General features: G+C 61.8%; 24 protein-coding genes. 17 read left to right on the top strand and 7 right to left on the bottom strand.

All coding sequences use genetic code 11. From position 1 onward, the window contains the following. The first annotated feature begins 46 nt into the window (after positions 1-46). The 15 genes from tsf to PQU92_RS01070 all read left to right on the top strand — a co-directional run bounded on the left by tsf (position 47) and on the right by PQU92_RS01070 (position 15,568). Positions 47-952, top strand: coding sequence for a translation elongation factor Ts (tsf, locus tag PQU92_RS01140; RefSeq protein WP_272746379.1), 906 nt, complete (start codon positions 47-49; stop codon positions 950-952). Positions 953-1,090: 138 nt separating this feature from the next. After that, positions 1,091-1,819: a UMP kinase gene (gene pyrH, locus PQU92_RS01135; RefSeq protein ID WP_272746378.1), complete on the top strand. Its 729-nt coding sequence runs from the start codon at positions 1,091-1,093 to the stop codon at positions 1,817-1,819. A gap of 30 nt (positions 1,820-1,849) precedes the next feature. After that, the gene (gene frr, locus PQU92_RS01130; RefSeq protein WP_272746377.1) at positions 1,850-2,407 is read left to right on the top strand and encodes a ribosome recycling factor; all 558 of its coding nucleotides are present in this window, start codon (positions 1,850-1,852) and stop codon (positions 2,405-2,407) included. Positions 2,408-2,455: 48 nt separating this feature from the next. Continuing rightward, positions 2,456-3,223 carry a polyprenyl diphosphate synthase gene (gene uppS / locus PQU92_RS01125; RefSeq protein ID WP_272746376.1) on the top strand — a complete coding sequence of 256 codons (768 nt, stop codon included), beginning with the start codon at positions 2,456-2,458 and terminating at the stop codon, positions 3,221-3,223. Then, positions 3,210-4,052, top strand: coding sequence for a phosphatidate cytidylyltransferase (locus PQU92_RS01120; RefSeq protein ID WP_272746375.1), 843 nt, complete (start codon positions 3,210-3,212; stop codon positions 4,050-4,052). The genes uppS and PQU92_RS01120 overlap by 14 nt, the downstream gene beginning before the upstream one ends. Then, positions 4,049-5,254: a 1-deoxy-D-xylulose-5-phosphate reductoisomerase gene (gene dxr, locus PQU92_RS01115; protein ID WP_272746374.1), complete on the top strand. Its 1,206-nt coding sequence runs from the start codon at positions 4,049-4,051 to the stop codon at positions 5,252-5,254. The genes PQU92_RS01120 and dxr overlap by 4 nt, the downstream gene beginning before the upstream one ends. A gap of 39 nt (positions 5,255-5,293) precedes the next feature. Then, positions 5,294-6,490 (top strand): M50 family metallopeptidase, encoded by a 1,197-nt coding sequence (locus tag PQU92_RS01110; RefSeq protein ID WP_272746373.1) that lies wholly within the window; start codon positions 5,294-5,296, stop codon positions 6,488-6,490. 105 nt (positions 6,491-6,595) lie between these two features. Next, on the top strand, positions 6,596-9,013 hold the full coding sequence (gene bamA, locus PQU92_RS01105; protein ID WP_272746372.1) for an outer membrane protein assembly factor BamA: 2,418 nt from the start codon (positions 6,596-6,598) through the stop codon (positions 9,011-9,013). Positions 9,014-9,043: 30 nt separating this feature from the next. Then, complete coding sequence (locus tag PQU92_RS01100) at positions 9,044-9,715, top strand: OmpH family outer membrane protein (RefSeq protein WP_272746371.1); 672 nt, start codon at positions 9,044-9,046, stop codon at positions 9,713-9,715. 136 nt (positions 9,716-9,851) lie between these two features. Beyond that, a complete protein-coding gene (lpxD, locus tag PQU92_RS01095; RefSeq protein ID WP_272746370.1) occupies positions 9,852-10,865 on the top strand; it encodes a UDP-3-O-(3-hydroxymyristoyl)glucosamine N-acyltransferase in 1,014 nt (337 codons plus the stop codon). Positions 10,866-10,874: 9 nt separating this feature from the next. Next, positions 10,875-11,354, top strand: a complete 480-nt coding sequence (gene fabZ, locus PQU92_RS01090) for a 3-hydroxyacyl-ACP dehydratase FabZ (protein ID WP_272746369.1) — start codon at positions 10,875-10,877, stop codon at positions 11,352-11,354. Next, on the top strand, positions 11,351-12,139 hold the full coding sequence (gene lpxA / locus PQU92_RS01085; protein ID WP_272746368.1) for an acyl-ACP--UDP-N-acetylglucosamine O-acyltransferase: 789 nt from the start codon (positions 11,351-11,353) through the stop codon (positions 12,137-12,139). The genes fabZ and lpxA overlap by 4 nt, the downstream gene beginning before the upstream one ends. After that, positions 12,136-12,966, top strand: coding sequence for an LpxI family protein (locus PQU92_RS01080; protein ID WP_272746367.1), 831 nt, complete (start codon positions 12,136-12,138; stop codon positions 12,964-12,966). The genes lpxA and PQU92_RS01080 overlap by 4 nt, the downstream gene beginning before the upstream one ends. Beyond that, positions 12,950-14,125 (top strand): lipid-A-disaccharide synthase, encoded by a 1,176-nt coding sequence (lpxB, locus tag PQU92_RS01075; RefSeq protein ID WP_272746366.1) that lies wholly within the window; start codon positions 12,950-12,952, stop codon positions 14,123-14,125. The genes PQU92_RS01080 and lpxB overlap by 17 nt, the downstream gene beginning before the upstream one ends. A 249-nt stretch (positions 14,126-14,374) precedes the next feature. Then, the gene (locus tag PQU92_RS01070) at positions 14,375-15,568 is read left to right on the top strand and encodes a serine hydrolase domain-containing protein (protein WP_272746365.1); all 1,194 of its coding nucleotides are present in this window, start codon (positions 14,375-14,377) and stop codon (positions 15,566-15,568) included. 59 nt (positions 15,569-15,627) lie between these two features. On the opposite strand, the gene gltA is transcribed toward PQU92_RS01070, so the two are convergent. Together gltA and gltX are read right to left on the bottom strand one after the other, a co-directional pair. Beyond that, on the bottom strand, positions 15,628-16,917 hold the full coding sequence (gltA, locus tag PQU92_RS01065) for a citrate synthase (RefSeq protein WP_272746364.1): 1,290 nt from the start codon (positions 16,915-16,917) through the stop codon (positions 15,628-15,630). 75 nt (positions 16,918-16,992) lie between these two features. After that, positions 16,993-18,390 (bottom strand): glutamate--tRNA ligase, encoded by a 1,398-nt coding sequence (gene gltX / locus PQU92_RS01060; RefSeq protein ID WP_272746363.1) that lies wholly within the window; start codon positions 18,388-18,390, stop codon positions 16,993-16,995. Positions 18,391-18,469: 79 nt separating this feature from the next. On the opposite strand from gltX, the gene PQU92_RS01055 reads away from it, so the two are divergent. Then, on the top strand, positions 18,470-20,605 hold the full coding sequence (locus PQU92_RS01055) for a ComEC/Rec2 family competence protein (protein WP_272746362.1): 2,136 nt from the start codon (positions 18,470-18,472) through the stop codon (positions 20,603-20,605). Here PQU92_RS01055 and PQU92_RS01050 read toward each other — a convergent pair. From PQU92_RS01050 to PQU92_RS01030, 5 genes are all read right to left on the bottom strand, one after another. Beyond that, positions 20,576-21,046 carry a hypothetical protein gene (locus PQU92_RS01050; RefSeq protein ID WP_272746361.1) on the bottom strand — a complete coding sequence of 157 codons (471 nt, stop codon included), beginning with the start codon at positions 21,044-21,046 and terminating at the stop codon, positions 20,576-20,578. The genes PQU92_RS01055 and PQU92_RS01050 overlap by 30 nt on opposite strands. A 55-nt stretch (positions 21,047-21,101) precedes the next feature. Next, positions 21,102-21,800: a transcriptional repressor LexA gene (gene lexA, locus PQU92_RS01045; protein WP_272746360.1), complete on the bottom strand. Its 699-nt coding sequence runs from the start codon at positions 21,798-21,800 to the stop codon at positions 21,102-21,104. Between the two features lie 111 nt (positions 21,801-21,911). Beyond that, entirely contained in the window at positions 21,912-22,706 is a 795-nt protein-coding gene (gene trpC / locus PQU92_RS01040; RefSeq protein ID WP_272746359.1) for an indole-3-glycerol phosphate synthase TrpC, read from the bottom strand. Positions 22,707-22,710: 4 nt separating this feature from the next. Beyond that, positions 22,711-23,724 (bottom strand): anthranilate phosphoribosyltransferase, encoded by a 1,014-nt coding sequence (gene trpD / locus PQU92_RS01035; RefSeq protein ID WP_272746358.1) that lies wholly within the window; start codon positions 23,722-23,724, stop codon positions 22,711-22,713. After that, positions 23,717-24,310, bottom strand: a complete 594-nt coding sequence (locus PQU92_RS01030; protein WP_272746357.1) for an anthranilate synthase component II — start codon at positions 24,308-24,310, stop codon at positions 23,717-23,719. Before PQU92_RS01030 ends, trpD begins: the two co-directional genes overlap by 8 nt. 222 nt (positions 24,311-24,532) lie before the next feature. Between PQU92_RS01030 and PQU92_RS01025 the strand changes: the two genes are divergently transcribed. After that, positions 24,533-24,856, top strand: a complete 324-nt coding sequence (locus tag PQU92_RS01025) for a hypothetical protein (protein ID WP_272746356.1) — start codon at positions 24,533-24,535, stop codon at positions 24,854-24,856. Positions 24,857-24,896 lie beyond the last annotated feature (40 nt).

Below are 24,896 nucleotides of genomic sequence, written 5' to 3'. Positions count from 1 at the left end.
ATGGAGCCACCGAGGGTTTAGCTTTTTGAGATTTATGGAGGATTCCATGGCGGAAATTACTGCTGCACTCGTTAAGGAACTGCGCGAAAAGTCCGGCGCCGGCATGATGGATTGCAAGAAGGCCCTGTCCGAGAACGAGGGCAATGTCGAAGCGTCCATGGACTGGCTGCGTACCAAGGGCCTGTCCAAGGCCGCCAAGAAGGCCGACCGCGTCGCCGCTGAAGGCCTCGTGGCCGTCGCCTCGAACGGTACGACCTCGGTCGCCGTCGAAGTCAACGCCGAAACCGACTTCGTGTCGCGTAACGAGCTGTTCCAGAACCTGGCGCGCAATGCCGCTCAGGCCGGTCTGGCCGCTGCCGACGCCGAAGGCGTTCAGGCCGCCGTCAACGACGAAATCACCAACCTCATCGCCAATATCGGTGAGAACATGGTCGTTCGCCGCATGGCCAAGCACACGGTGTCGCAAGGCGTCGTCGCGTCGTACATTCACAACGCGATCGCGCCGAACCTTGGCCGCATCGCCGTTCTGGTGGCTGTTGAGTCCGCCGGTGACGTTGACGCCCTGAACGACATGGGCCGCAAGATCGCCATGCACATCGCCGCCACCCAGCCGCTGTCGCTGTCGTCCGACGACCTCGACCCGGCGGCGGTCGAGCGTGAGCGCACCGTTCTGACGGAAAAGGCGCGCGAAGAAGGCAAGCCGGAAGCGATGATCGCCAAGATCGTCGACGGTCAGATTTCGAAGTTCCAGCGCGAAGTCGTGCTCCTTGAGCAACCCTTCGTCATGAACCCGGATCAGACCGTGAAGCAACTGATTGCCGACACGGCCAAGACGCTCGGCGCCGACGTGAAGGTGACCGGCTTCACCCGTCTCGCCCTGGGCGAAGGCGTGGAAAAGAAGGTCGACGATTTCGCTGCCGAAGTCGCCTCGATGATGAGCGGTAACGCTTGATCTTTTGATCTATGCACGGTTTAAGGGCGCAGCACCGCAGGGTGTCTGCGCCCTTTCTCTGTTCAAAGGGATGAAACTGCGTTAGACCATCCGCGACTATATCCGATTCATCGCCCGTCTGATTTTTTGAGAGTACCCATGACCGACGCCAGCCCGACCTATAAACGCATCCTCCTGAAGATTTCGGGCGAAGTGCTGATGGGCGAGCAGGGCTTCGGCATCGACATGAACACGGTCAAGGCCGTGGCCGAGGAAGTCGCCGAGGTCGCGCGGATGGGCGTCGAGCTGTGCCTCGTCATCGGTGGCGGTAATATTTTCCGGGGCCTGTCGAAGGCCGCGGTGGGGATGGAGCGTTCCAGCGCCGACTATATGGGCATGCTGGCGACCGTTATGAACGCGCTGGCCATGCAGAACGCGCTCGAAAAGCTCGATGTCGACACGCGCGTGCAGTCGGCGATCCAGATGAATTCGGTGTGCGAACCCTTCGTGCGTCGCCGGGCCATGCGCCACCTCGAAAAAGGCCGCGTGGTGATTTTTGCCGCCGGGACGGGCGCACCCTATTTCACGACCGACACGGCGGCGGCCTTGCGCGCGGCGGAGATGAACTGCGACGCCTTGTTCAAGGGCACGTCGGTTGACGGCGTCTATACCGCCGACCCGAAGAAGGACCCGTCGGCGGAACGTTACGAACGCCTGAGCTATATGGACGTCCTGTCGAAGGACCTGCGCGTCATGGATGCGTCCGCCGTGTCGCTGATGCGCGAGAACGATATCCCCATCGTCGTATTTTCGATCCGCGAACCGGGGGCCCTGAAGAAGGTCATCACCGGCCAGGGCGTCCACACCGTTATTTCCGAGCAGGCTTAAGGCCGCTCCAACTGCCAGAGATAAAAAGCCATGAGCAAACCCGAACTCAATAAATTCAAGGATCGCATGGACAAGGCGGTCGTGGCGCTGAAGGACGATTTCGGCGGCCTGCGCACCGGTCGTGCCTCGTCGGGTCTTCTGGAAGGCATCACGGTCGACGCCTACGGGTCGTCGATGTCGATCCTGTCCTGCGCCGCGATCTCGGTGCCGGAACCGCGTATGATCAGCGTCAATGTCTGGGACAAGGGCCTGGTGGTGTCGGTGGAAAAAGCCATCCGCAATGCGGGTCTGGGCCTCAATCCGATCACCGACGGTCAGACCCTGCGCGTGCCGATCCCGCCGCTGACCGAAGAGCGCCGCAAGGAACTGGCCAAGATCGCCGGCAAATATGCCGAAGAAAAGCGCGTCGCCGTGCGCAATGTTCGCCGCGACGCCAATGACGACCTCAAAAAGGCCGAAAAGGACTCGGTTATTTCCGAGGACGAACAAAAGAAGATGACGACCGAAGTGCAGAAGTTCACCGATGAGGCCATCAAGCGCATCGACGAACTGCTCAAGGTCAAGGAAGCGGAAATCATGCAGGTTTAGGGTTTTCCCGCACCTGCCTGTCATTGCATTATAAGGGAATCCGCGTTCATGCCCTCAGGGCCGGACCATATCGCCGAAGGCAAGGCCGCGCTGGACGGGTCTAAGGCACTGCACGTCGCGATCATCATGGACGGCAATGGCCGCTGGGCCAAGGCGCGTCATCAGATACGCACCTTCGGTCACAAGGCCGGGGTCGACGCCCTGAAAAAGACGATCACGGCAGCGGGCGATCTGGGCGTGACGCATATGACGGTGTTTGCCTTTTCGACCGAGAACTGGCGGCGTCCGGCGGCGGAGGTGTCCGACCTGATGGGCCTGCTCAAGGCCTTCATCCGGTCCGATCTCGACCGTCTGGCGCGCGAAGGCGTCTGCGTCCGCATTATAGGTCAGCGCGACGGGCTTCCCGCTGATATCCTGTCCTGCATTCACGACGCGCACGAACGCACCAGGCACAATTCGCGCTTTTTCCTTCAGGTGGCGCTGAACTACGGGGCGCAGGCCGATATCGTCGAAGGTGCCAAGGCCTTCGCCCGTCGGGTGCAGTCGGGTGAGGCGCGGATTGACGACCTGACGCCGGACGCCTTCGGCGGCTTCCTGTCTACGCATGGCTTGCCGACGCTCGATCTGGTGATCCGCACCTCGGGCGAACATCGTCTGTCGAACTTTCTGCTGTGGGAAGCGGCCTATGCCGAGTTCGTGTTTCAGGACATCCTGTGGCCCGACTATGACGGCGCGGCGCTGAAGGCGGCGCTGGACGAATTCTACCGGCGCGAACGGCGGTTCGGCGCGGTCGAGGCGGGCCATGTCCCAGCCTGATGGCGTGAAGACGCCGCCCAAACCCGCAAAGAAATCGCGCGAGCTGCTGTTCCGCGTCGCCTCGGCGGCGGTGCTGATCCCGGTCGTGCTGGGGATCATCTGGTTCGGTTCGTGGCCGTTCCTGCTGCTGCTCAGCGTCGGTGTCGCCTTCCTCAGCATCGAATGGGGCAGCATGGCCGCGCCGCACATGCCCAGCCGCATGGCCGTTGCTATCACCATGGCCGTGCTGTCGGCGGTATTTACGGTATATCTGTCCAATATTCTGGCCGGGATCGCGGTTCTGAGTTTCGGCACGGTCTGTGCGGGGCTCTATTTCCGTCGTCTCAAAGGGCCCTATCTCGATGCGGCCTATGGCGCCTTCTATATCGGCTGGCCGGCGCTGGTGCTTATCTGGCTGCGTGAAACCCACAACGGCACCTACTGGGTGTTTTTCGCCTTCCTCATCGCCTGGGCGGCCGACAGCGCGGCCTATATGTTCGGCAAGCTGATCGGCGGGCCGAAGCTGTGGGCCAAATATTCGCCGAACAAGACCTGGGCAGGCTTCGCCGGGGGCATGATCGCCGGGATGCTGACGTCGGGGGCGCTGGCCGATCTGACCGATCTGTTTCAGTCCAATACGGCGGCCCTGATCGTCGGGCTTCTGGTGGCGTTTGCGACCATGGGCGGCGACCTGTGGGAATCGATGCTGAAACGCCGGTATGGTGTCAAGGACTCCGGCGCCCTGATCCCTGGGCACGGCGGTCTGCTCGATCGCGTCGACGGCCTGATGTTCGCCATCGTCGCCATCGGCGGCATCCGCTGGCTGGTCATGCTCGGGACGAAACTATGAGGCGGATTTCCATTCTCGGTTCCACGGGATCGGTCGGCGTCTCGACGCTGAACCTGATCGAGGAAACCCTGACGCCCGGCGTGGACTATGTCCTTGAGGCCCTGTGCGCCGGGCGCAACGCCGAATTGCTGGCCGAACAGGCGCTTAAATTCCGCCCGGCCATCGCCGTCATCGCTGACGAGTCGCAGTGGCCCCTGTTTCAGGACCTGATGCGCCATTCCGGCATAGAGATCGCCTGCGGTATCGACGCCGTCGAAGCCGCCGCCGGACGAAGTGCTGACTGGGTCATGGCGGCCATCGTCGGCATTGCCGGTCTTAAGCCCGTCTGGGCGGCGGCGGGGACGGGGGCGACCATCGCCCTGGCCAACAAGGAAAGCCTCGTCTGCTGCGGGCGGGCGCTAATCGAGCGCGCCGAGGCGGCGGGCGGGCGCATCCTGCCGGTCGATTCCGAGCACAACGCCATTTTTCAGGTTTTTGAAACCACGCAGCGCGACCGCATCCGCCGCCTGATCCTCACGGCGTCGGGCGGGCCGTTCCGGGGCAAGACGCGTGAGCAGCTTAAATCGGTCACCCGCGAACAGGCGCTCAAACACCCCAACTGGTCGATGGGGGCCAAGATCACCATCGACAGCGCGACGCTGGCCAACAAGGGGCTGGAACTGATCGAGGCGGCCTATCTGTTCGACATGCCTGCCGAGCAGATCGACGTGCTGGTCCATCCGCAGTCGGTCGTGCACAGCCTTGTCGAATATGCCGATGGCTCGACCCTTGCCCAGATGGGCCCCGCCGACATGCGCGTGCCGATATCCTATTGCCTCGGCTGGCCCGACCGCCATGCGTGGAAAGCCCCGGCGTTCGATCTGCGTGCCATCGGCACCCTGACCTTCGAAGCGCCGGACGAGGACGCCTTCCCGATGCTGCGGCTGGCGCGCGAAGCCCTGACGGTCGGTGGCCTGATGCCGGTCGTATTCAATGCGGCCAACGAAGCGATGGTTCAGGCCTTCCTCGCCGGGCGCATCGGATTCCTCGATATTCCCGACGCCGTAGCCCATGCCATGAAGAAGGCGGAATCACCCTCTATGGCCTTAACGGGAAATTTAGGCCATGATATCGATCGGATATTGCTCACGGACGCGGACACACGCGCCGAACTGGCGGGACGCTGCGGGGCCTCTGAGGCTGTGTCGGCGGCTACGGCGTGAGTGCGGGGTGAAAACGTGGCGACAAGGTACGGAAACTAAATGACATTACTTCTGGGGGCACCGACATTCTTGCTGATGATCTCGCTGATCGTGACGATTCACGAGCTGGGACATTTCAGCGTGGCGCGCCTGTTTAAAACGAAGATCGAACGGTTTTCCGTCGGATTCGGCCCGATCCTGTGGTCGCGCCGCGATAAAAACGGCGTGCTGTGGTGCCTGAGCGCCCTGCCTCTGGGGGGCTATGTCAAGTTCGCCGGCGACGAACATGTGTCTTCCATGTCACCGGATGAGAAAGAATTGCAGGAAGCCCGCCTCGCCATCACCCAGCGCGAAGGGGCAGGGGCCGAACAGGCCTATTTCCATTTCAAGCCGGTGTGGCAGCGTTTTCTGATCGTTCTGGCCGGGCCGATGGCCAATTTCGTGCTGGCGATTGCCATCTTCGCGTTTCTGCTGAGTGTGTTCGGCGAGGTCATTCGCCCGCCGCTGGTCGACCGAACCGAGCCGGGCAGCGTCGCCGAGGCCGCAGGGTTCCGCACCGGCGATGTGCTGGTGTCCATCGACGGACGCAAGGTCGATCAGTTTCAGGACGCGGCGCGCCTGATCAATACGCGTGCCGATCAGGCGACGCGGTTCGAGGTCCGTCGCGGTGCTCAGATCGTGACGATCGACGCCACCCCCAAACGCGACGTCATCACCCAACCGGGGCAGCCGGTCGTCTATGGCGGGCGCATCGGTCTGCACTTCGCCGATCAGCCGTACCGCAAGCGCTACTGGCCGCACGACGCCGTGGCCGAGGGCTTTAAAACGACGGTGGACGTGCTTGACACGACCCTGACCTATATTGGCCGTATTTTCACTGGAAAAGAAAACGGCGATCAGCTGTCCGGCATTCTGGGTATGACCAAGACGACCGGCGATCTGACCGCCGAAGTCGCCAAGGCGAAGACCTCGCCCGGCATTACGGCGCTGAACTGGGCCCTGACCATGCTGCAGTTGGCGGCAGTCGTGTCGATTGGCATCGGCTTCGTCAACCTGCTGCCGGTGCCCGTACTCGACGGGGGGCATCTGGTGTTCTACACCTACGAGGCCGTCGCGCGTAAACCGCTCAATGCCACCATTCAGGGGCTGGGCTACAGATTCGGCCTTGTGGCCTTGTTAGGATTGATGTTGTTCGCTACATGGAATGACCTTAACCGTATGGGCGTCAGCAAATTTTTCGGGGGACTGTTTTCATGACCGTCATAAAACATCTCCATACTCACAGGGGTTAGCGGTCGTGCCGCGCGTGTTCCCTACTGCCCATCAGACGACTGCCAACATATAAAGCGGATCCAGAACTTTATGCTCAGCCATAACCTCCTTACGCCGAAGACCTTCCGTCCGCTGGCGGCCTCGGTCAGCCTGTTCGCCCTTCTGGCCGCCGCCGCGCCGACCCTCGCGCAGGAAGCGCCGCCGGCCCCGCCCGCCGAGCAGCAGCAACAGGCGCCTCAGGAAGCCCCGGCCCCTCAGGTGGCCACCATCGGCCGCATCAAGGTCGAGGGCAATGAGCGGATCGATTCGGCGACCGTGATTTCCTATTTGCCGATTCAGGTGGGCCAGACGGTCAACGACGCCCTGATCGATCAGTCGGTGAAGACCCTCTTCCGCACCGAACTGTTCTCGGACGTGCAGATCGTGATGAACGGTCAGGAAATGGTCATCAGCGTCGTTGAAGCGCCGATCATCAATCAGGTGGTCTTCGAAGGCAATTCGGCCCTGTCGAAGGACAAGCTGCGTGACGAAGTCACCATCCGCCCGCGCGGCGTCTTCACCAAGGCCAAGGTACAGGCCGACGTCCAGCGCATCATCGAGCTTTATCGCCGTTCGGGCCGCATTTCGGCGACCGTCACGCCCAAGATCGTCGAGCTGCCGCAAAAGCGCGTCGACCTGATCTTCGAAATCAATGAAGGCGTCAAGACCGGCGTCGAGAACGTCAACTTCGTCGGCAACAAGGCCTATTCGGACAGCGAACTGGCCGGCGTCGTCGTCACGCGCAAGTCGCTGTGGTGGAAGTTCTTCTCCTCGAACGACAACTACGATCCGGACCGTATGGATTACGACCGCGAGCAGTTGAAGAAGCACTATACCAACCGCGGTTACTACGACTTCCGCGTCGTTTCGGCGGTCGCTGAACTGACGCCGGACCGCAAGGACTTCGTCATCACCTACACGCTGGACGAAGGCGAGAAGTACAATTTCGGCCGCGTCACGGTGAAGACCGAAAACGACAAGCTCAGCGGTGAAAACCTGGCGCGCATCCTGCCGATCCAGCCGGGCCAGCTCTACGAGAGCGACCTGATCGAAAAGTCGGTCGACGCCCTGACCTATGCGGCGGGGCAGGCGGGCTTCGCCTTCGTGGACGTGCGCCCGCGCGACGAAGGCAACCCGGAGAGCAAGACCGTCGACATGACCTTCAACGTCCGCGAAGGCGCGCGCGTCTATATCGACAAGATCGATGTCGTCGGCAATGCCCGCACGCTGGACCGCGTCGTGCGCCGCGAAATGCTGGTTTCCGAAGGCGATGCCTATAACAAGGCCCTGATCGAGCGTTCGAAGATGTTCGTCAACGCGCTCGGCTTCTTCAAAGAAGCCGACATCAAGGAAACGCCGGGTTCGGCACCCGACCGCACCAATATCCGCGTCGAGGTCACCGAGCAGCCGACGGGCGAACTCAGCTTTGGCGCCGGGTTCTCGTCCTACGAAAAGTTCATTCTCGACGTCGGCATCACCGAGCGCAACTTCCGCGGCCGCGGTCAGAACGTTCGGGCGCGTGTCTCGCTGGGTTCGATCCAGAAAAACGTCGACCTGTCGTTCACCGAACCGCACTTCATGGGCCGCGATATCTCCGCCGGTGTCGATATCTTCTCCAGCTCCTACGAATATTCGGGCGTGAGCTATTCGACCAAGACCAACGGTGCGGGCCTGCGTCTGGGCTACAGCCTGAACGGCTATTCGATCCTGCGCCTGCGCTACAACCTGCGCAACGACGAACTGTCGACCACGTCCTCGACCAGCTGCGACGATCTGCTCTATTCGTGCGGCAACGGCGTGACGTCGAGCGTCGGCTATACCCTGTCGTTCGACCGCCGCAACGACTATGTGATGGCGACGCGCGGCTGGCAGGCGATCCTGCGTCAGGATTTCGCCGGTCTGGGTGGCGACGCGAAATATATTCGCTCGGAACTTGAAGGCCATTGGTATCACGGCTTCCGCAAGGATATGATCCTGCACGTTCAGGGGCTGGCGGGGAACATCACGCCGACCAACGGCGATTCGATCCGCATCAACGACCGTTTCTTCAAGGGGGGCACCACGTTCCGCGGCTTTGAAAACGCCGGTATCGGCCCGCGCGACACCTCTTCGACCTATGCGCTGGGTGGGGAAACCTACGCCATCGGTACGGTCGAGCTGGGTATCCCGAACGGCCTGCCCGAGCAATACGGCCTTAAAACCGCTTTGTTTGTGGACTTTGGTACGATGGGCGGTGTCGATGACCGCCTGAAATACTGCAGCGCTACCCAGGCGGCGGCCGGAACCTGTGTTGCCGGTTCGCGTCTGGACTATATCAAGGATGATTTCTCGTTGCGGGCCGCCGCTGGTATCACCATCCGCTGGAAGTCGCCGATGGGGCCGATCCAGTTCGATATCAGCCAGCTGCTCAAGCGGGAAGAGTATGACAAGACCGAAACCTTCCGTTTCTCGCAATCCACCCAGTTCTAAATCTACTCTCGGATGAAAAGTTCCCACACCATGAAAAAGCAACTTCTGATCACTGTTTGCGGCCTGTCGGCGCTTATGCTCGCCCCGGTCGCTTCGGCTCAGGCCCCCAAGCCGGCTGCGGCCCCGACGCCGGCCGCCCAGCCCCAGACCAAGCCGGGTCCGGTGATCGCCGGCGTCTGCGTCTATTCGAACGAAGCCGTCATGGCCAATGCCGCCATCGCCAAGGCCGCCGCTACGCGTCTGGAGCAGATCAACCAGCAGGCCGAAGCCGATCTGGGCCCTGACGTCACGGCGCTGGAAAAAGAGCGCACGGGTCTGGCGGCCCAGCAAAAGACCCTGACCAAGGAAAAGTTCGAGCCGCTGGCCCAGGCCTTCTACGTCAAGGCCAAGGCCTTCCAGGACAAGGCGTTCATCGTCAATCAGGAACTGGGCCGCACCGAGCAGCAGGCCAATGTCCTGGTCGCTCAGCAGGTTGGTCCGGTCCTGTCGGCCGTCTATGAAGCCAAGAACTGCGGCATGCTGGTCGATCGCAAGGCCGTTCTGTTCGCCAACCCGGCGATGGACATCACCGGCGACGTCATCAAGAAGCTGGACGATTCCAAGGCCACCGTCGATATCAAGCGCGTCGTCCTGCCCGAGGCCGACCGTCAGAAGCTCCTGAAGGCCAAGGCCGAGCAGGAAGCCCAGCAACAGGGCGGCTAATAGGCTGCGCTAAAAACACGTGCTAAAACTTGAGCCTTGTCCAAAAATGTGCGAAGCCATTTTACTGGACAAGGCTCAACCGTTTTTTGCTCCGCGCAAACGCGGGCATACAAACGATATCAGGATATAGAGGGGCATGCCCGATCTGAGGTTTTTCGATGTAGGATCGCGGATCGGTCTCGATCAGGTCGCGGCCCTGACCTTTGCGTCGATAGGTAAATCCGCCGGATCTGACGGCTTTGTATCCGGCTGTGCGCCCCTATCGTCGGCGGGTGCGGGCAAGGCGTCCTATTTCAGCGACCGCCGCTATCTTCTCAATTTGCAGAAAACGCAGGCCGAATATGTTTTCGTCAGCGCCTCCGACGTCGAAAACGTGCCCGCCCATTCCATACCGCTGGTGACGGCTTCGCCGCAGGCGTCGTGGTCGCGGCTGGCGGCGAAGCTCTATACGCCCAAGATTCACGATGGCGGGCAGGCGATTCACCCCACAGCCCGGATCGAGCCGGGTGCCAGCCTCGGTGTGGGCGTCGTGGTGGGGCAAAACGTCGAAATCGGCCGCGGGTCGCGCATCGAGGCCTATACGGTCATCGGGCCGGGCTGTACTATCGGGCGTGATTGTCATATCGGGGCGCATTCGACCATCTACTGCACACTGATGGGGGACCGGGTGCACCTGTCGTCGGGCGTCCGCATCGGCGAGGCCGGATTCGGCGTGTCGGGTGACAAGATGGGGCTGATCGACGTGCCGCAACTGGGTCGCGTCATCCTTCAGGACGACGTGTCGATCGGCGCGGGTACCTGCGTCGATCGCGGCGCCTTCGACGATACCGTTATCGGTGAGGCGACCAAGATCGACAACATGGTGCAAATCGCTCATAACGTTAAGATTGGACGTAACGTCATCGTGGCGGCCCATTCCGGCCTGTCCGGTTCGGTCCATGTCGGCGACGGCGCCATGTTCGGAGGCCGGGCCGGGGTGATCGATCATATCGAAATCGGCGAGGGGGCCAAGGTCGCCGCCGGTGCTATTGTGTTCAAAAATGTCCCTGCGGGGCAGATGTGGTCGGGCTTTCCCGCCAAGCCATCGCGGCAGTTCCTGCGCGAATCGGCCTGGCTGGCCAAGGCGGCGGCCTCCAAAGACAAGGGTTAAAAACAGACCATGACGACCGAAACTGCGCCTGAAGCCGAAACCGGCATAGCCATCAGCTATGCCGAGATTTTGAAGCGGATTCCGCATCGCTATCCCTTTTTGCTCATTGATCGCGGCGAAGACTGGATCAAGAACAAGAGCATGGTCGGTATCAAGAACGTGACGTTCAACGAACCGTTCTTTCAGGGACACTTTCCTGAAAACCCGGTCATGCCGGGGGTTCTCATCATCGAAGCCTTGGGTCAGACCGGCGCCGTCCTGATGTCGAAATCGCTTGAGGTGTCGGTCGAAGGCAAGACCATCTTCTTCATGGGCGTGGACGGGGTAAAGTTCCGCAGCCCCGTGCGCCCCGGCGATCAGTTGCGCATGCACGTCGAAGTCACGCGCCACCGCGGTGACGTGTTCAAATTCAGCGGCAAGGCCTATGTCAACGGCAAGCTGTGCTGTGAATGCGAATTCGCCGCCATGGTCGTCGAGAACCCGCAATGAGCATTCATCCCTCCGCCATCATCCACGAGGGCGCGAGTCTTGGCGAAGGCGTCACGGTCGGGCCGTGGTGCATCGTCGGGCCTCAGGTGGTTCTCAAGGACCGCGTGACGCTGCAATCGAGCGTCGTCATCGAAGGCCATACCGAAATCGGTGAGGACACGGTCGTCCATCCCTTTGCCGTCCTGGGCGGTACGCCGCAGCATTTGGCGCACAAGGGTGAAGATACCCGCCTGATCATCGGCGCGCGCAACCATATCCGCGAACACGTCACCATGCACACCGGCACGGTCAAGGGCGGCGGCGTGACGACGGTCGGCAACGACTGCCTGCTGATGGTCGGCAGCCATGTCGCGCACGACTGCGTCGTCGGCAACAATGTCGTCCTCGCCAACAATGCCTCTCTGGGCGGTCACGTTCAGGTCGGCGATTTCGTCTTTCTGGGTGGCCTGTGCGGCATCCATCAGTTCGCCCGCATCGGCCGCTACAGCTTCGTCGGCGGCGCGGCCATGGTGACCAAGGACGTCATTCCCTACGGCTCAGTATGGGGCAACCACGCCCGCCTCGAAGGCCTGAATCTGGTCGGTCTCAAGCGTCGCGGTTTTTCGCGCGACCTCATTCTGGCGCTGCGCACGGCCTACCGCATGATGTTCGCCCCCGAAGGCACGTTCCAGGAGCGCCTCGACGACGTGCTGGAAAATTTCAGTGATATCCCGCAGGTGGTTGAAATCGTTCAGTTCATTCGCGAAGACTCCAACCGCCCCATCTGTCTGCCGGCGGAAGGATGAGCAAGCTTGCGCTTATCGCCGGTGGCGGGTGGGTGCCGGTGGAAATCGCCCGCTATCTGAAGGCGTCGGGTCGCGACTATTGCGTCATTCGTCTGGCGGGTCTGGTCGATGAAGAACTGAACGGGCATCCCGGGCATGACATCGATATCGGCCATTTTCAGCAGATCTTCGTCGCTCTGGCGCAGGAAGGCTGTAAGGCCGTCTGTATGGTCGGCTACGTCAAACGCCCCGATTTCGACACCCTGAAACGCGACGAAGGCGGCGCAGCGCACCTGCCGTCGATCCAGCAGGCCGGACGCGGCGGTGACGATTCGCTCCTGCGGCAAGTTGCCAAGGTGTTTGAATCGCAGGGCTATGTCATAGAGGGCGCGCACGAAGCCAATCCGCAATTGCTGCTCGACGAGGGGCTTCAGGCGGGGGCGGCCCCATCGGCGGAGGCGCTGGCCGACGTCCACGAGGCCTTTCGCATTGCCCACGCCATCGGCGCGCTCGATATCGGTCAGGCGGTCGTCGTGGCGGATCGGATTACGCTCGCCGTTGAGGCTCAGGAAGGCACGGATGCCCTGCTGAAACGCATTCCGACGCTGTCGCCGGTCCTGATCGGTCGCGAGGGGGCGCGCAAGGGCGTGCTGGCCAAGGTCGCCAAGCCGATTCAGGACCTGCGTCTGGACATGCCAACCATCGGCGTCCAGACGGTCGAGGCGGCGGCGGCGGCGGGATTGGCGGGTATAGTCGGTCAGGCGGGGGCGCTGCTGGTCGTCGACAAGGCGCGGACCTATGCGCGCGCTGCAGAGTTGGGATTGTTTATCTATGGTCACGCCCCTTAAACTTATGGTGGTTGCCGCCGAAGCGTCCGGCGACACGCTGGGGGCCGGTCTGATCCGCGAATTGCAGGCGCAATCCGCCGTGCCCCTGACGTTTTTCGGCGTCGGCGGCAAGCAGATGGCGGAACTGGGCATAGAGAGCCCGTTCGATATCGCGCAGTTGTCGATCCTCGGTATGGTCGAAGGCCTCAAGGCCTATAAGCGCGTCAAGGCGCGCGTCGCCGACACGGTGGCGCTCGCCCAGCGCGAAACACCCGATGCCGTGATCCTTATCGATTCGTGGGGCTTCACCTTGCGCGTGGCGCACGGCATTCGCGCGGTCATGCCCGACGTCGCCCTGATCAAATATGTCGGACCGCAGGTGTGGGCGACGCGTCCCGGGCGGGCGAAGACTCTGGCGCAAAGCGTTGATCTGCTTCTGGCTTTGCATCCGATGGATGCGCCCTATTTCGAAAAAGAAGGGCTGGAAACCGTCGTCGTCGGCAATCCGGCGCTGAACGTCGATTTCACTCAGGCCGATCCGGACGGGTTTCGGGCGCGTCACGATCTGGGCGACCGTCCGTTCGTTCTGGTTCTGCCGGGCAGCCGTCCGTCGGAGATCCGCCGCCTGATGCCGACCTTCCGGGGGACGCTGGAACGGCTCGCGGCCGAGCAGCCGGACCTGAAATTCGTCATGCCGGTCGCCGACACCGTCCGCGGGCTGGTACATGAGGGGCTGGACGGCCTGACCGTGCCGCTGATTCTGATCGAGGCCGAGGCAGACAAGCTGTCGGCTATGAAGGCGGCGACGGTGGCGCTGGCCTGTTCCGGTACGGTCTCGACCGAGCTGGCGCTGGCGGGGTGCCCGATGGTCATCGCCTATAAGGTCGAGCCGCTGACCTTCTTCATTTTCAAGCATATTTCACCACTCGACCACGTCACCCTGTTCAACATCATGGCGGGTAAAACGGTCGCGCCGGAGTTCATTCAGAACGACTGCACGGTCGATGCCCTGACGGCCGCCGTGGCGGCGCGCCTCGACGATCCGGCTTTGCGCGATCGTCAGCGCGAGGAACAGTTCGCGGCGCTCGACCTGATGGGCCGTGGGCAACCCGCCCCGGCGAAACTGGCGGCCGCCGCCGTGCTCGATCACCTGAATGTTAACCCTAAGATAACCATATAGGTTGAAACTTCTCGGTAGCTTATTAATTTAAGCTCTTGTTCTAATAGGATTCTGATGGTGCGCGCGATGTGATCCGCCGCCATTGGTCCCGATGTCACGCCAGAGCGGAATGACTTTAGATGGAATCGTCATTCCGCTCTAAATTTTTGTTTTATCGCGATATTATTATCGAAAACCGCCCACACTTTTCGACATATCGCTCTAACCAACCTAGTACCTATGTTTGATCCCAGACAAAAACGGGGGGGATTGACACGCCGCGCGGCTCTGGTCGCGGGATTGGCCTCGCTCGGCAGCAGCGCCTTGCTCAAGGTCGTGCCGATTGAAGTACCGAATCTGCTGGCCGGGCCGAAGGCGCCGCCGCTCAAGGACTGGCCGACGCTCGACGCCCTGGCGCAAACCTTTATCGATACCCGCCTGACGCCGGGCCTCAGCCTCAGCGTCATGCGCAAGGGCGTGATGCTCTATTCCAAAGGCTTCGGTGTCGCCACGATCGATACGGACGAGGCGATCACGCCGCAGACGACCCTGCGCATCGCCTCGATCACCAAGCAGTTCACCGCCGCCGCCATTTTGCTGCTGCAGGAGCAGCGGCTGCTCAGTGTCAATGATCCCCTGTCGCGCTTCCTGCCGGATTTTCCGCGCGCCGGTGAGGTCACGCTCAGCCAACTGATGAGCCACACCTCAGGCATGGGCGACTACGTCAACCGTCAGGACATGGCTATCCTGACCGAGGCGCAGAACCGCGACTATACGGCGGACGACGTGCTGAAGCTCATCCGTGCCGGTAAGCCGTTGTATCGCTTCGGTCCGGGACTCGGCTGGGCCTATTCCAATTCCGGCTTCACGCTGCTGTCGATCGTGGTCGAGCACCTGTCGGGCCTGAGCTTCGCGGATTTCTGCGAGCAGCACCTGTTCAAACCGGCGGGGCTCAATCATACGGTTATCGATCGCGATTGCGCCACGGCCAATACGGCGGCGCGCGGCTATACGCCGTCCGGTCGGGGCTTCGATCCGCATGTACCAGCCTCGCCCAGTTTCCTGAGCGGGGCGGGCGCCATGCGGTCGACCAGCGAAGACCTGTGCCAGTGGCACGCCGCTCTTCTGGGGGGCAAGGTGCTCAAGGCCGACAGCCTCACGGCCATGCTCACGCCCGCCCTCCTGCGTAACGGGCAACCGGCCTGGGAGCGCGAGGGCGGCACCGAGCCGCTGAATTACGGGTTCGGGCTGGGGGTCGGTACGGTCGATAACCATCGTTACTGTACGCATGGCGGTCGCATCAACGGTTTCACCGGACACCTGCGCAGCTTCATTGACGAGCAGGTGACCGTCTCGATCCTCTATAATTGCGACGGCGGCGGGGCAGCGCGCTTCGGCGCGGCCCAGAAGGCGCTCCGCGTCGAGGCTTCGCGACTGGGGCTGGAAGACGCCGTAAAGGTTTGAGAGAAAACAAAAAACCCGCCGGATCGCTCCGGCGGGTTTTTCTTTAGCCAATATTGCGATTAACCGCGTTGCGACACCGGAACGAAGTCGCGGGCGGCGGAGCCGGTATAGAGCTGACGCGGACGGCCGATCTTCTGACCCGGATCCTCGATCATTTCCTTCCACTGGGCGATCCAGCCCACGGTGCGCGCCAGGGCGAACAGCACGGTGAACATGGTCGTGGGGAAGCCCATGGCCGACAGGGTGATGCCCGAATAGAAATCGACGTTCGGGAACAGCTTGCGCTCCATGAAGAACTCGTCCTTCAGGGCGACGGCTTCCAGTTCCTTGGCGACGAGGAACAGCGGGTCGTTCTCGCGGCCCGTGGCAGCCAGCACTTCGTAGGCCGAGGTCTGCATGACCTTGGCGCGCGGGTCGTAGTTCTTGTAGACGCGGTGACCGAAGCCCATCAGCTTGTACTTGCGGTCCTTGACGCCGGCGATGAACTCGGGGATGCGCTCGGGCGTGCCGATTTCCTTCAGCATGTTCAGCGCTTCTTCGTTGGCGCCGCCGTGCGACGGACCCCACAGGCAGGCGATGCCGGCGGCGATACAGGCGAACGGGTTGGCGCCCGAAGACCCGGCCAGACGCACCGTCGAGGTCGAGGCGTTCTGTTCGTGGTCGGCGTGCAGGATAAAGATGCGGTCCATGGCGCGAACCAGCGCCGGATCGACGACATAGTCCTCGGCCGGGACGGCGAAGCACATGCGCAGGAAGTTTTCGGCGTAGGACAGGTTGTTCTTCGGGTGAACGAAGGGCTGGCCGACGCTGTACTTGAAGGCGCGGGCGGCGATCGTCGGCATCTTCGCGATCAGGCGATGCGCCGAGATTTCACGCTGAGTGGCGTCCTGAATGTCGAGGCTGTCGTGGTAGAAGGCCGACAGAGCGCCGACGGCACCGGTCATGATCGCCATCGGGTGGGCGTCGCGGCGGAAACCTTCGAAGAAGCGGTCGAACTGCGCGTGCAGCATGGTGTGACGGGTAATCGTCGTCTCGAACGTTTCGTATTCCGAGGCGGTCGGCAGTTCGCCGTGCAGCAGGAGGTAGCAGGTTTCAAGGAAGCTCGACTGCGACGCCAGTTGATCGATCGGGTAACCCCGGTGCAGAAGCACGCCCTGATCGCCGTCGATGAAGGTGATCTTGGACTCGCACGACGCGGTCGAGGTGAAACCGGGGTCGTAGGTGAAAGCGTCGGATTGGGCGTAAAGCTTACGGATGTCGATCACGTCCGGGCCAAGCGTCCCCTTCATGATCGGCAGATCGATGACCTGTTCGCCGACGGTAATCTTCGCGGGAGTGTTCTGGGTCATGAAGTGCGTACCTCTTGATCTTTTGTGTGCAATGCAAACGGCATTTTCGTTGCACCTGCTATATAAAGTGCCAAACTAAATGAAAAGAGCCTGCTTGAGGCGCGCGAGAGACTCGTCGCGCCCAAGGGCGGCCAAAGTGCGGGAAATGTCAGGTGCAGGTTGTCCCGCCGACAGAATTCCCCTTAGAACCGGGCCGACCTTTCCAAAGCCAACCTGTTCATTTTCAACGAAATTTTTTAACAATTGGTCCAGAGAGTCGTTGTCCCAATTTGTCTGACTTAACAACTTTTCGTGAAGTCTCGTCAATCGTTGTAAAGTTTCCTCAGTCAGAAGATTTTTCGTCTTCTCATCAAGGGTAAAATCGCTTTTTGCCAGTGCAAAAGTGCATAAATCGGCCAGTTCCGGAATCGTCTTGGCCCGCTCGACCACCAGCGGCACGGTACGCGTCAGGATATCCGCCGCGTTTTCAGCGACATCGCCCCTGGCTTTCAGCGCATCCAGCACCAGCCCGACAAGCCGTTCGGGGGCGCATTCGCGCAGCCAGTGAGCATTGACGTGCCCCAGTTTGGCAAAGTCGAGGCGGGCGGGGGCCTTGTTAATGCCGGTGACGTCGAACCATTCGATCATCTGGGCGTCGGTGAAGATTTCGTCGTCGCCGTGCGACCAGCCGAGCCGCGCCAGATAGTTGCGCATGGCTTCGGGCAGGTAACCGAGGTCTTCGTAATCGCCAACGGCCTGAGCGCCATGGCGTTTGCTCAGTTTCGCGCCGTCGGGACCGTGGATCAGCGGGATATGGGCGAAGGTCGGCACGTCCCATCCGGCGGCCTGATAGATCAGACTCTGGCGGGCGGCGTTGTTCAGGTGGTCGTCGCCGCGAATGATGTGGGTGACGCCCATGTCGTGATCGTCGACCACGACCGCCAGATTATAGGTCGGCGTTCCGTCGGTGCGCAGCAGGATCAGGTCGTCCATGTCCTTGGTGTTGAAGCGCACCGTCCCCTGAACGGCATCCTCGATGATCAGCGGCGCGTCCAGCGGCCCCTTGAAGCGTATGACGTGAGGTTGGGCGAGTTGCGCGGCATCCGGCGTGCGGTCACGCCAGGTCGAACGCAGGGCGCGGCCCTCGGCCTTGGCCAGTTCGCGCGCGGCTTCGGTTTCTTCCGGCGTCATGAAACAGGCATAGGCGTGGCCAGACGCGTAAAGCTGCTGCACAACCTCTTTGTGGCGCGCTTCACGAGTCGACTGAAAAACGATCGGCTCGTCCGTATTCAGCCCCAGCCAGTCCAGCCCCTTGAAGATGGCGTCCACGGCGGCCTGCGTCGAACGCTCGCGGTCGGTGTCCTCGATGCGGATCAGGAAGCGACCGCCGGTGTGCTTGGCATAGAGCCAGTTGAACAGGGCGGTGCGGGCCCCGCCGATGTGGAGGTAACCGGTGGGCGAGGGGGCGAAGCGGGTAACTACGGGTTGCGTCACGTAAAAAGCCATATGATAGTAAAGACGCGCCCTTATACGCCTGTTGCGCGGTGAGAACAGGGGGCGTAGCGGGGGATCGGTGAATTTTTCTGTAGCGTCAGGGCGGGAGTGGCTTCGCGAGACCGGGCGTGACGCCCTGTCGGCGCAAGCGGGCCGCCTGATCCTGTGGATACCGGTGGCACTGGGCGGCGGCTGCGCCGTTTATCTGAGCCTCAAGGTCGAACCGGCCCTGTGGATGGCGTTGGGTCTTGTGGCGGTGTGCGGGGCGCTGGTGTGGGGCCTTCGGCGCTTCAGCTCATGGCCCTATGTGGCGAATATTGCGTGGCTTTTTCTGGCTTTCTCAGTGGGGTTTACGGTATGTAAAGCGCGCACGGAGCGGGTGGCCGCCCCCGTTCTGTCAAGCGTGGAAACCCAGTTTCGCATCGAGGCCGTTGTCATCGATATCATCGGCAGCGATACGGATAAGCCGCGGCTGCTCGTCGCGCCTCTGCGCATGTCCGGTCTGTCACCGGAAGGGACGCCGATACGTTTGCGACTGAGTCTGCGTCAGATGCCGGAGGGCCTTGCGCCGGGGCAGGCGATCCGTACCTTTGCCATCGTCAATCCGCCCGCCGCGCCGAATATTCCCGGCGGATTCGACTATGCCCGGACGGCGTGGTTCGACGCCATCGGCGGCGTGGGCTTCGTGCCGGGCAAGGTCGTGCAGATCGCGACACCGCCGATGCCGGGCCGTTTGAAGCGCATGGTGACGCTGAATGCATGGCGCTGGCAGATCACGCGCCATATCGTTGGTGTGCTGGATGGTCAGGCGGGGCAGGGTACGCGACTCGGTGGATTTGCGGCGGCGCTGGTAACCGGGCATCAGGCTTATCTTGCACCGCAACTGGTCGAGGATATGCGCGACAGCGGACTTGCCCATATCCTGTCGATCTCTGGTCTGCACATGGCCATTGTCGGCGGGTTCGCGTTCTTCGCCAGCCGGGCCGGGTTGGCCCTGATACCGGCAGTGGCTCTGCGCTATCCGATCAAAAAATGGGCGGCAGGGTTCGGCATCTTTGCGGTGATAGTCTATCTGGCGATATCTGGCGCGCCCGCCCCGGCCATCCGCGCCGCCGTGGTGGCTATCGTGGCCTTCGGGGCGATCCTGCTCGACCGTCGCGCGTTGAGTTTAAGGGCGCTGGCGCTGGCGGCCATCGTGGTCCTGTGTCTGATGCCCGAAGCGGTGTTCGAGCCGGGATTTCAGATGTCGTTCTGCGCCACGGCGGCCCTGCTGGCGCTTTCGGAAAGCCTGCCGTCCGTGCCGAAGGAGCTCAGCGTGCCGTGGTGGGTGCGGGCGTGGCAGGGATTCTGGCGCGGTATATGGGTATCGATCGTCGCTTCGACGGTGGCCGGACTGGCGACGACGCCGTTCGGTATCTTCTATTTCAATCGCGCCCAGATGTACGGCCTGATCGCCAATCTGCTCGAAGCGCCGATCACCGGCTTTGTCATCATGCCGGCGCTGGCGGTTGGGACCGCACTCAGTGCCACGCCGTTGGGGACGCCGTTTTTGTGGCTGGCCGGGTGGGGTCTGTCGCTGATCGACCGTATCGCCGGGTTCGTCGCGCATCTGCCCGGCGCGGTGGCCGCCGTGTCGAGCCCGCCGGATATCGCGCTGTTGCTGTCGTTTGGCGGTGTCCTGTGGCTGTGCCTGATCCGTGGCAAGGCGCGGTGGTTCGGTATGATCGCGGCTCTGGCTATTCTGTACTGGCCACGCGAGAAAGCCCCCGATCTGTGGCTGCACGCCGAAGGGGCCAATGCCGCGTTTCAGATCGACGGCAAGGCCTATGCGCTGCGGCCGAAGGTGCAGCAATATGGCTACGAGCAGTGGGTGAAGCGCTATTCGCTCACCCCGGACGAGGCGCGGCTGGCGCAGGATTATCAGTGTAAAAGCTATGTCTGTGTGCCGACGGGAACCGCGCCCTACAGTGTCGGTTTCGCCTTTGGCAAGAAGCCGCCCAAGGTGGAAAATCTGGAAGCCTTATGCCGGTCAGCAAAACTGGTCGTCCTCCGCAGCGAGATCGATACCTGGCCGGACGCCTGTATAGGCGTCAACCGTATCACGGCGGCAGACTTCAAACGGTTGAGGGCGATGGAACTGAACCGCAATCCCAACGGGACCTGGAGCATCAAGGCCGCACAACCGCTACGCGGCCATCGCCCGTGGAGCCGATAAGGGTCGGTCTTCGCTATCGTCGCGCGTGACCTGTATTTTCCGAATGTGCAGTCGCACGGCACGCGTCGCCCGACGGGTGTTAAAGCGAGCAATGCCTGCGACAGCGGTTAAAGCGCGCATCGCAAACGCTTTCAGATGCGTGAAGGTCGCTTTCAGACGTGTGCCCGCATTCATGAGCATGACCGCCGCCATGATTTCGGCATAGGCCGCCATATCGCCTGCGGCTAGAAGCGCAATTTCCATAGGGAAGGCATAAGCGAAGACGAAAGAACCCGCGACTAGCGCCACAAGGAATATCAGTTTCGGCAAGGTCATCCGATCCAGAAACTGTGCTACAGGTTCAAACAGATACCGTTGAAGACTCTGCGCAACCTGCGTTTCCGGAAAACACAGAACGACCACCGTCATCAGCGCCAATGCGCCCAAAAGAAAGAGCCCCATACCACCCTCGTTAAAAGGCAGATATGGGGCTCAATTCGTAAGCCGCAAGACGGGTTTAGTGATACCGCCGCATCAGACCGACCAGCTTGCCCTGCACGGCGACCTCGTCGTTGTTGTAGATGCGCGTCTTGTAGGCCGGATTGGCGGCTTCGAGTGCGATCGACGCGCCCTTTTTGCGCAGGCGTTTCAGGGTGGCGGTATCGCCATCGACCAGCGCCACAACGATTTCGCCGGATTGCGCCGTATCGGATTTCTTGATGATGACGTAATCGCCGTCGAGAATACCGGCATTGATCATCGAGTCGCCCTCGACTTCGAGCAGGTAGTGTTCGCCAGAGCCGACGAAGACGTCCGGCACACGGATACGATCGCGTTCCTGACCCATGGCCTCGATGGGGACACCGGCGGCGATCTTGCCCAGCAGCGGCAATTCGCGCCCGTCTTCCTGAACCACCTTGGCGGCGGGCGCGGGTTTGGTGCCTTCGACGACCTGCGGCACGAAGGCCTGCCGGCCCTTGGGCGGGGCGGCGGTCGTCGCCTGATCCGGCAGCTTGATCACCTCAAGGGCGCGGGCGCGGTGCGCCAGACGGCGGATGAAACCGCGTTCCTCCAGCGCCGTGATAAGGCGGTGAATACCCGATTTGGAGGCCAGATCAAGGGCCTCCTTCATCTCATCGAAGGAGGGCGACACGCCGCTTTCCTTGATGCGTTCGTGTATGAACATCAGAAGTTCGCGTTGCTTGGTCGTCAGCATAGGTCCACCCGCTGCAATGGATTCATCCCCAGATACCGCTCAGCTTAGCGGCGAAATGGTGAACAAGTCATGAACTTGCAGTTGATGTTCTGTATGCGTTCTTGGGCCTTGTCAAGCGACAGCGAGCAAATTTTTCGCGGCAACCGTCACATCGCCTTGCCGCATCAGGCTTTCGCCGACCAGCATGGCGGTGGCGCCGGTTTTTTCCAGCCGCGCCACGTCGTCCACGGTGAAAATACCGCTTTCGGCCACCAGAACATGGTCTGCGCCGACCATCTGCGACAGGTCTTCGGTTGTCTTCAGATCGACATCGAAAGTTCTTAGATTCCGGTTGTTTATGCCGATCAGCGGCGACGCCAGTTTAAGCGCGCGCTCCATCTCGGGCGCATCGTGCACCTCGACCAACGCGTCCATACCGTAATAGTGCGCCGAGGCGATCAGATCGGCGGCCAGCGCATCGTCGATCATGGCCATGATGACCAGAATCGCATCGGCCCCAAGGCTGCGCGATTCGGCGACCTGCCACGGATCGACGAGGAATTCCTTGCGGATGCAGGGCAGGGAAACCGCGGCACGCGCCGCCTTGAAGTGCGATTCGTGACCCATGAAGCTGGGGGCATCGGTCAGAATCGACAGGCACGAGGCACCACCGGCTTCGTAGGCGGCGGCGAGAAACGCTGGATCAAAGTCTTCGCGAATCAAACCTTTGGACGGGCTGGCCTTCTTGACCTCGGCAATCAGCGACAGGCCGCCGGGCTTTTTGTTGGCGACCAGCGCCTTTTGAAAGCCGCGCGGCGCTCCGGCCTTGGCAATCAGGGCTTCGAGGTCGGCCAGAGTCGTCTGCGGGCGGCGGGCGGCCACTTCTTCGCGCTTATAGGCGGCGATGGTTTCGAGAATATCGGTCATGGCGTCAGCTATTCGTAATCGTACAGAGGTGGTCGAGCGCGGCGAGGGCCTTGCCCGAATCGAGGCTTCGGGCAGCCAGATCGATGCCGTCGCGCAGGGTTTCAACCGCATCGCCGACGAGGAAGGCCGCAGCGGCATTGAGCAGGACGATATCGCGATAGGGGCCTGTTTCGCCCTCCAGCAGACGACGCAGCGACGCCGCATTATGTTCGGGCGCTCCGCCGGTGATGTCGGCCAGCGCCGCGCGTGGCAGGCCCACGGCTTCGGGTGTTATGGTGAACAGGCGCAGCGTGCCGTCCTTCCATTCCGCGACCTCGGTTTCCCCGGTCGTGGTCAGTTCATCAAGGCCCGAACCGTGCACGACCCAGGCGCGTTTGGCATCAAGCTGCCCCAGGGCCTTGGCGATCGGCTCGATAAAGCGCGGTGAGGGGACGCCGACGACCTGACGCCGCGCCCCTGCGGGATTGGTCAGGGGGCCTAATAGATTGAAAATCGTGCGGAAACCGAGTTGTTGCCGGATCGGCGAGACGTGCTTCATTGCCCCGTGGTGCGACACGGCAAACAGGAAGCAGATACCGGCCTCATCCAACGCCTTGCGTTGTTGTTCCGGCGTGGCGTCGATATTCACGCCCAACGCCGCCAGCACGTCGGCGGTGCCGGATTTCGAGGTTATGGCGCGGTTGCCGTGCTTGGCGACCTTGAGCCCGCCGCCGGCGGCGACAAAGCCCACGGCGGTCGAGATATTCAGCGTGTGCAGGCCGTCGCCGCCGGTACCGCAGACATCGACCGTGTCATAGGGGTGGTCGAGTTTCTTGGCGGCGGCACGCATGGCGCGGGCGCAGGCCGCGATTTCGCCCACAGTTTCCCCGCGTAGACGGATGGCGGTGACGGCGGCGGCCACCTGAGCCGGGGTCGGTTCGCCGCGCAGGCAGGCAGAGAAGAAGATTTCGGCGTCTTCGTCGGACAGGGTCTGACCGTCCGCCAGCTTCGACAGCAAGGGTTTGAAGGCGTCAGACATAGACGTGATGGCTCTCAATGCCGGCCAGTTCGAGGAAATTGGCGAGGATCTGGTGACCGCCTTCGGTGGCGATCGATTCGGGGTGGAACTGCACGCCGTGGATCGGACGCGTCTTGTGCTGAACGCCCATGATTTCGCCGTCTTCGGTCCACGCCGTGACGATCAGGTCGTCAGGCAGGGTTTCGCCTTTGATAGCCAGCGAGTGATAACGCGTGGCGGTGAACGGGTTTGGCAGGTCCTTGAACAGACCGATATCGGCGTGATGGATCTGGCTGGTCTTGCCGTGCATCAGGGTCTTGGCGCGGATCACGTCGCCGCCATAGGCCTGACCGATGGCCTGATGGCCGAGGCAGACGCCGAAAATGGGCAGATCGTCCGGCGCGGCGCGCAGCAGCGGCAGACAGATGCCAGCCTGATCGGGGGCGCACGGACCGGGCGACAGCAATACCGCCTTAGGCTTCAGCGCCAGGGCATCCTGCACGCTCAGGGCGTCGTTGCGATAAACCTTCGTTTCCGCACCCAGTTCGGCGAGGTAGTGAACGAGGTTATAGGTAAAGCTGTCGTAGTTATCGATGACGAGGATCATGGCCCGCTCCCGGCTTGTGCCTTGGATATAGGGCTAAGGCGCGCAAAAACCAACCGAAAATCCTCCAGAGCGATATGCCAAAAAGTGTGAGCGGTTTTTGGCTACAATATCGCGACCAGAATAATAACATAAAGCGTTAACCATATTTGCGGCATGGTTTGCCGATTATATCGCCGCATCGCCCTCGGGCGGTGCGATTCGTCCGCTTCCGGAAATTCGACCATGACCGCAGACACTCAGAACCCGCTCGATCAGGCGCTCTTGTTGCTGGAAAAACCGGCCAGACCGGCGCCTTCGGTACGCAAGGCCTTCTGGGCCTCGGTCGCGCTCGCAGCGGCCAGCCTGTGGCTGGCGGCGGCCATGGTCGTCGGGCCGGTGTTTGATACGGATACCACACTGGAAGCGCAGCCCGTTGTGACTCAAACGGTGAAATCCGGGACCGAGGGTGGTTTCGAACTTTCGGCCGCGCCGCTTCCGGCCAAGGCTGGGAAAACGGCCATCGCCGAGGCCGTGCCGCTGACCGACGAACAGATCGCCGCTCATTAAAGCGGGCCATTAAAAAAGAGCGCCATTGGCGCTCTTTTTG

The organism is Asticcacaulis aquaticus (assembly GCF_028550415.1).
Classification (GTDB): domain Bacteria; phylum Pseudomonadota; class Alphaproteobacteria; order Caulobacterales; family Caulobacteraceae; genus Asticcacaulis; species Asticcacaulis aquaticus.
The sequence above is the reverse complement of the archived record's forward strand: the minus strand, read 5'-3'. Positions and strand labels throughout refer to the sequence as shown.

Excerpts from the sequence above, each read along its gene's own strand:
- lpxA (WP_272746368.1), top strand. The coding sequence starts at position 11,351 with ATGAGCATTCATCCCTCCGCCATCATCCACGAGGGCGCGAGTCTTGGC.
- gltA (WP_272746364.1), bottom strand. The coding sequence starts at position 16,917 with ATGACCCAGAACACTCCCGCGAAGATTACCGTCGGCGAACAGGTCATC.
- PQU92_RS01080 (WP_272746367.1), top strand. The coding sequence starts at position 12,136 with ATGAGCAAGCTTGCGCTTATCGCCGGTGGCGGGTGGGTGCCGGTGGAA.
- PQU92_RS01025 (WP_272746356.1), top strand. The coding sequence starts at position 24,533 with ATGACCGCAGACACTCAGAACCCGCTCGATCAGGCGCTCTTGTTGCTG.
- bamA (WP_272746372.1), top strand. The coding sequence starts at position 6,596 with ATGCTCAGCCATAACCTCCTTACGCCGAAGACCTTCCGTCCGCTGGCG.
- frr (WP_272746377.1), top strand. The coding sequence starts at position 1,850 with ATGAGCAAACCCGAACTCAATAAATTCAAGGATCGCATGGACAAGGCG.
- tsf (WP_272746379.1), top strand. The coding sequence starts at position 47 with ATGGCGGAAATTACTGCTGCACTCGTTAAGGAACTGCGCGAAAAGTCC.
- PQU92_RS01120 (WP_272746375.1), top strand. The coding sequence starts at position 3,210 with ATGTCCCAGCCTGATGGCGTGAAGACGCCGCCCAAACCCGCAAAGAAA.
- PQU92_RS01100 (WP_272746371.1), top strand. The coding sequence starts at position 9,044 with ATGAAAAAGCAACTTCTGATCACTGTTTGCGGCCTGTCGGCGCTTATG.
- uppS (WP_272746376.1), top strand. The coding sequence starts at position 2,456 with ATGCCCTCAGGGCCGGACCATATCGCCGAAGGCAAGGCCGCGCTGGAC.
- lexA (WP_272746360.1), bottom strand. The coding sequence starts at position 21,800 with ATGCTGACGACCAAGCAACGCGAACTTCTGATGTTCATACACGAACGC.
- trpD (WP_272746358.1), bottom strand. The coding sequence starts at position 23,724 with ATGTCTGACGCCTTCAAACCCTTGCTGTCGAAGCTGGCGGACGGTCAG.
- PQU92_RS01110 (WP_272746373.1), top strand. The coding sequence starts at position 5,294 with ATGACATTACTTCTGGGGGCACCGACATTCTTGCTGATGATCTCGCTG.
- PQU92_RS01050 (WP_272746361.1), bottom strand. The coding sequence starts at position 21,046 with ATGGGGCTCTTTCTTTTGGGCGCATTGGCGCTGATGACGGTGGTCGTT.
- fabZ (WP_272746369.1), top strand. The coding sequence starts at position 10,875 with ATGACGACCGAAACTGCGCCTGAAGCCGAAACCGGCATAGCCATCAGC.
- trpC (WP_272746359.1), bottom strand. The coding sequence starts at position 22,706 with ATGACCGATATTCTCGAAACCATCGCCGCCTATAAGCGCGAAGAAGTG.
- lpxB (WP_272746366.1), top strand. The coding sequence starts at position 12,950 with ATGGTCACGCCCCTTAAACTTATGGTGGTTGCCGCCGAAGCGTCCGGC.
- PQU92_RS01030 (WP_272746357.1), bottom strand. The coding sequence starts at position 24,310 with ATGATCCTCGTCATCGATAACTACGACAGCTTTACCTATAACCTCGTT.
- lpxD (WP_272746370.1), top strand. The coding sequence starts at position 9,852 with ATGCCCGATCTGAGGTTTTTCGATGTAGGATCGCGGATCGGTCTCGAT.
- pyrH (WP_272746378.1), top strand. The coding sequence starts at position 1,091 with ATGACCGACGCCAGCCCGACCTATAAACGCATCCTCCTGAAGATTTCG.
- dxr (WP_272746374.1), top strand. The coding sequence starts at position 4,049 with ATGAGGCGGATTTCCATTCTCGGTTCCACGGGATCGGTCGGCGTCTCG.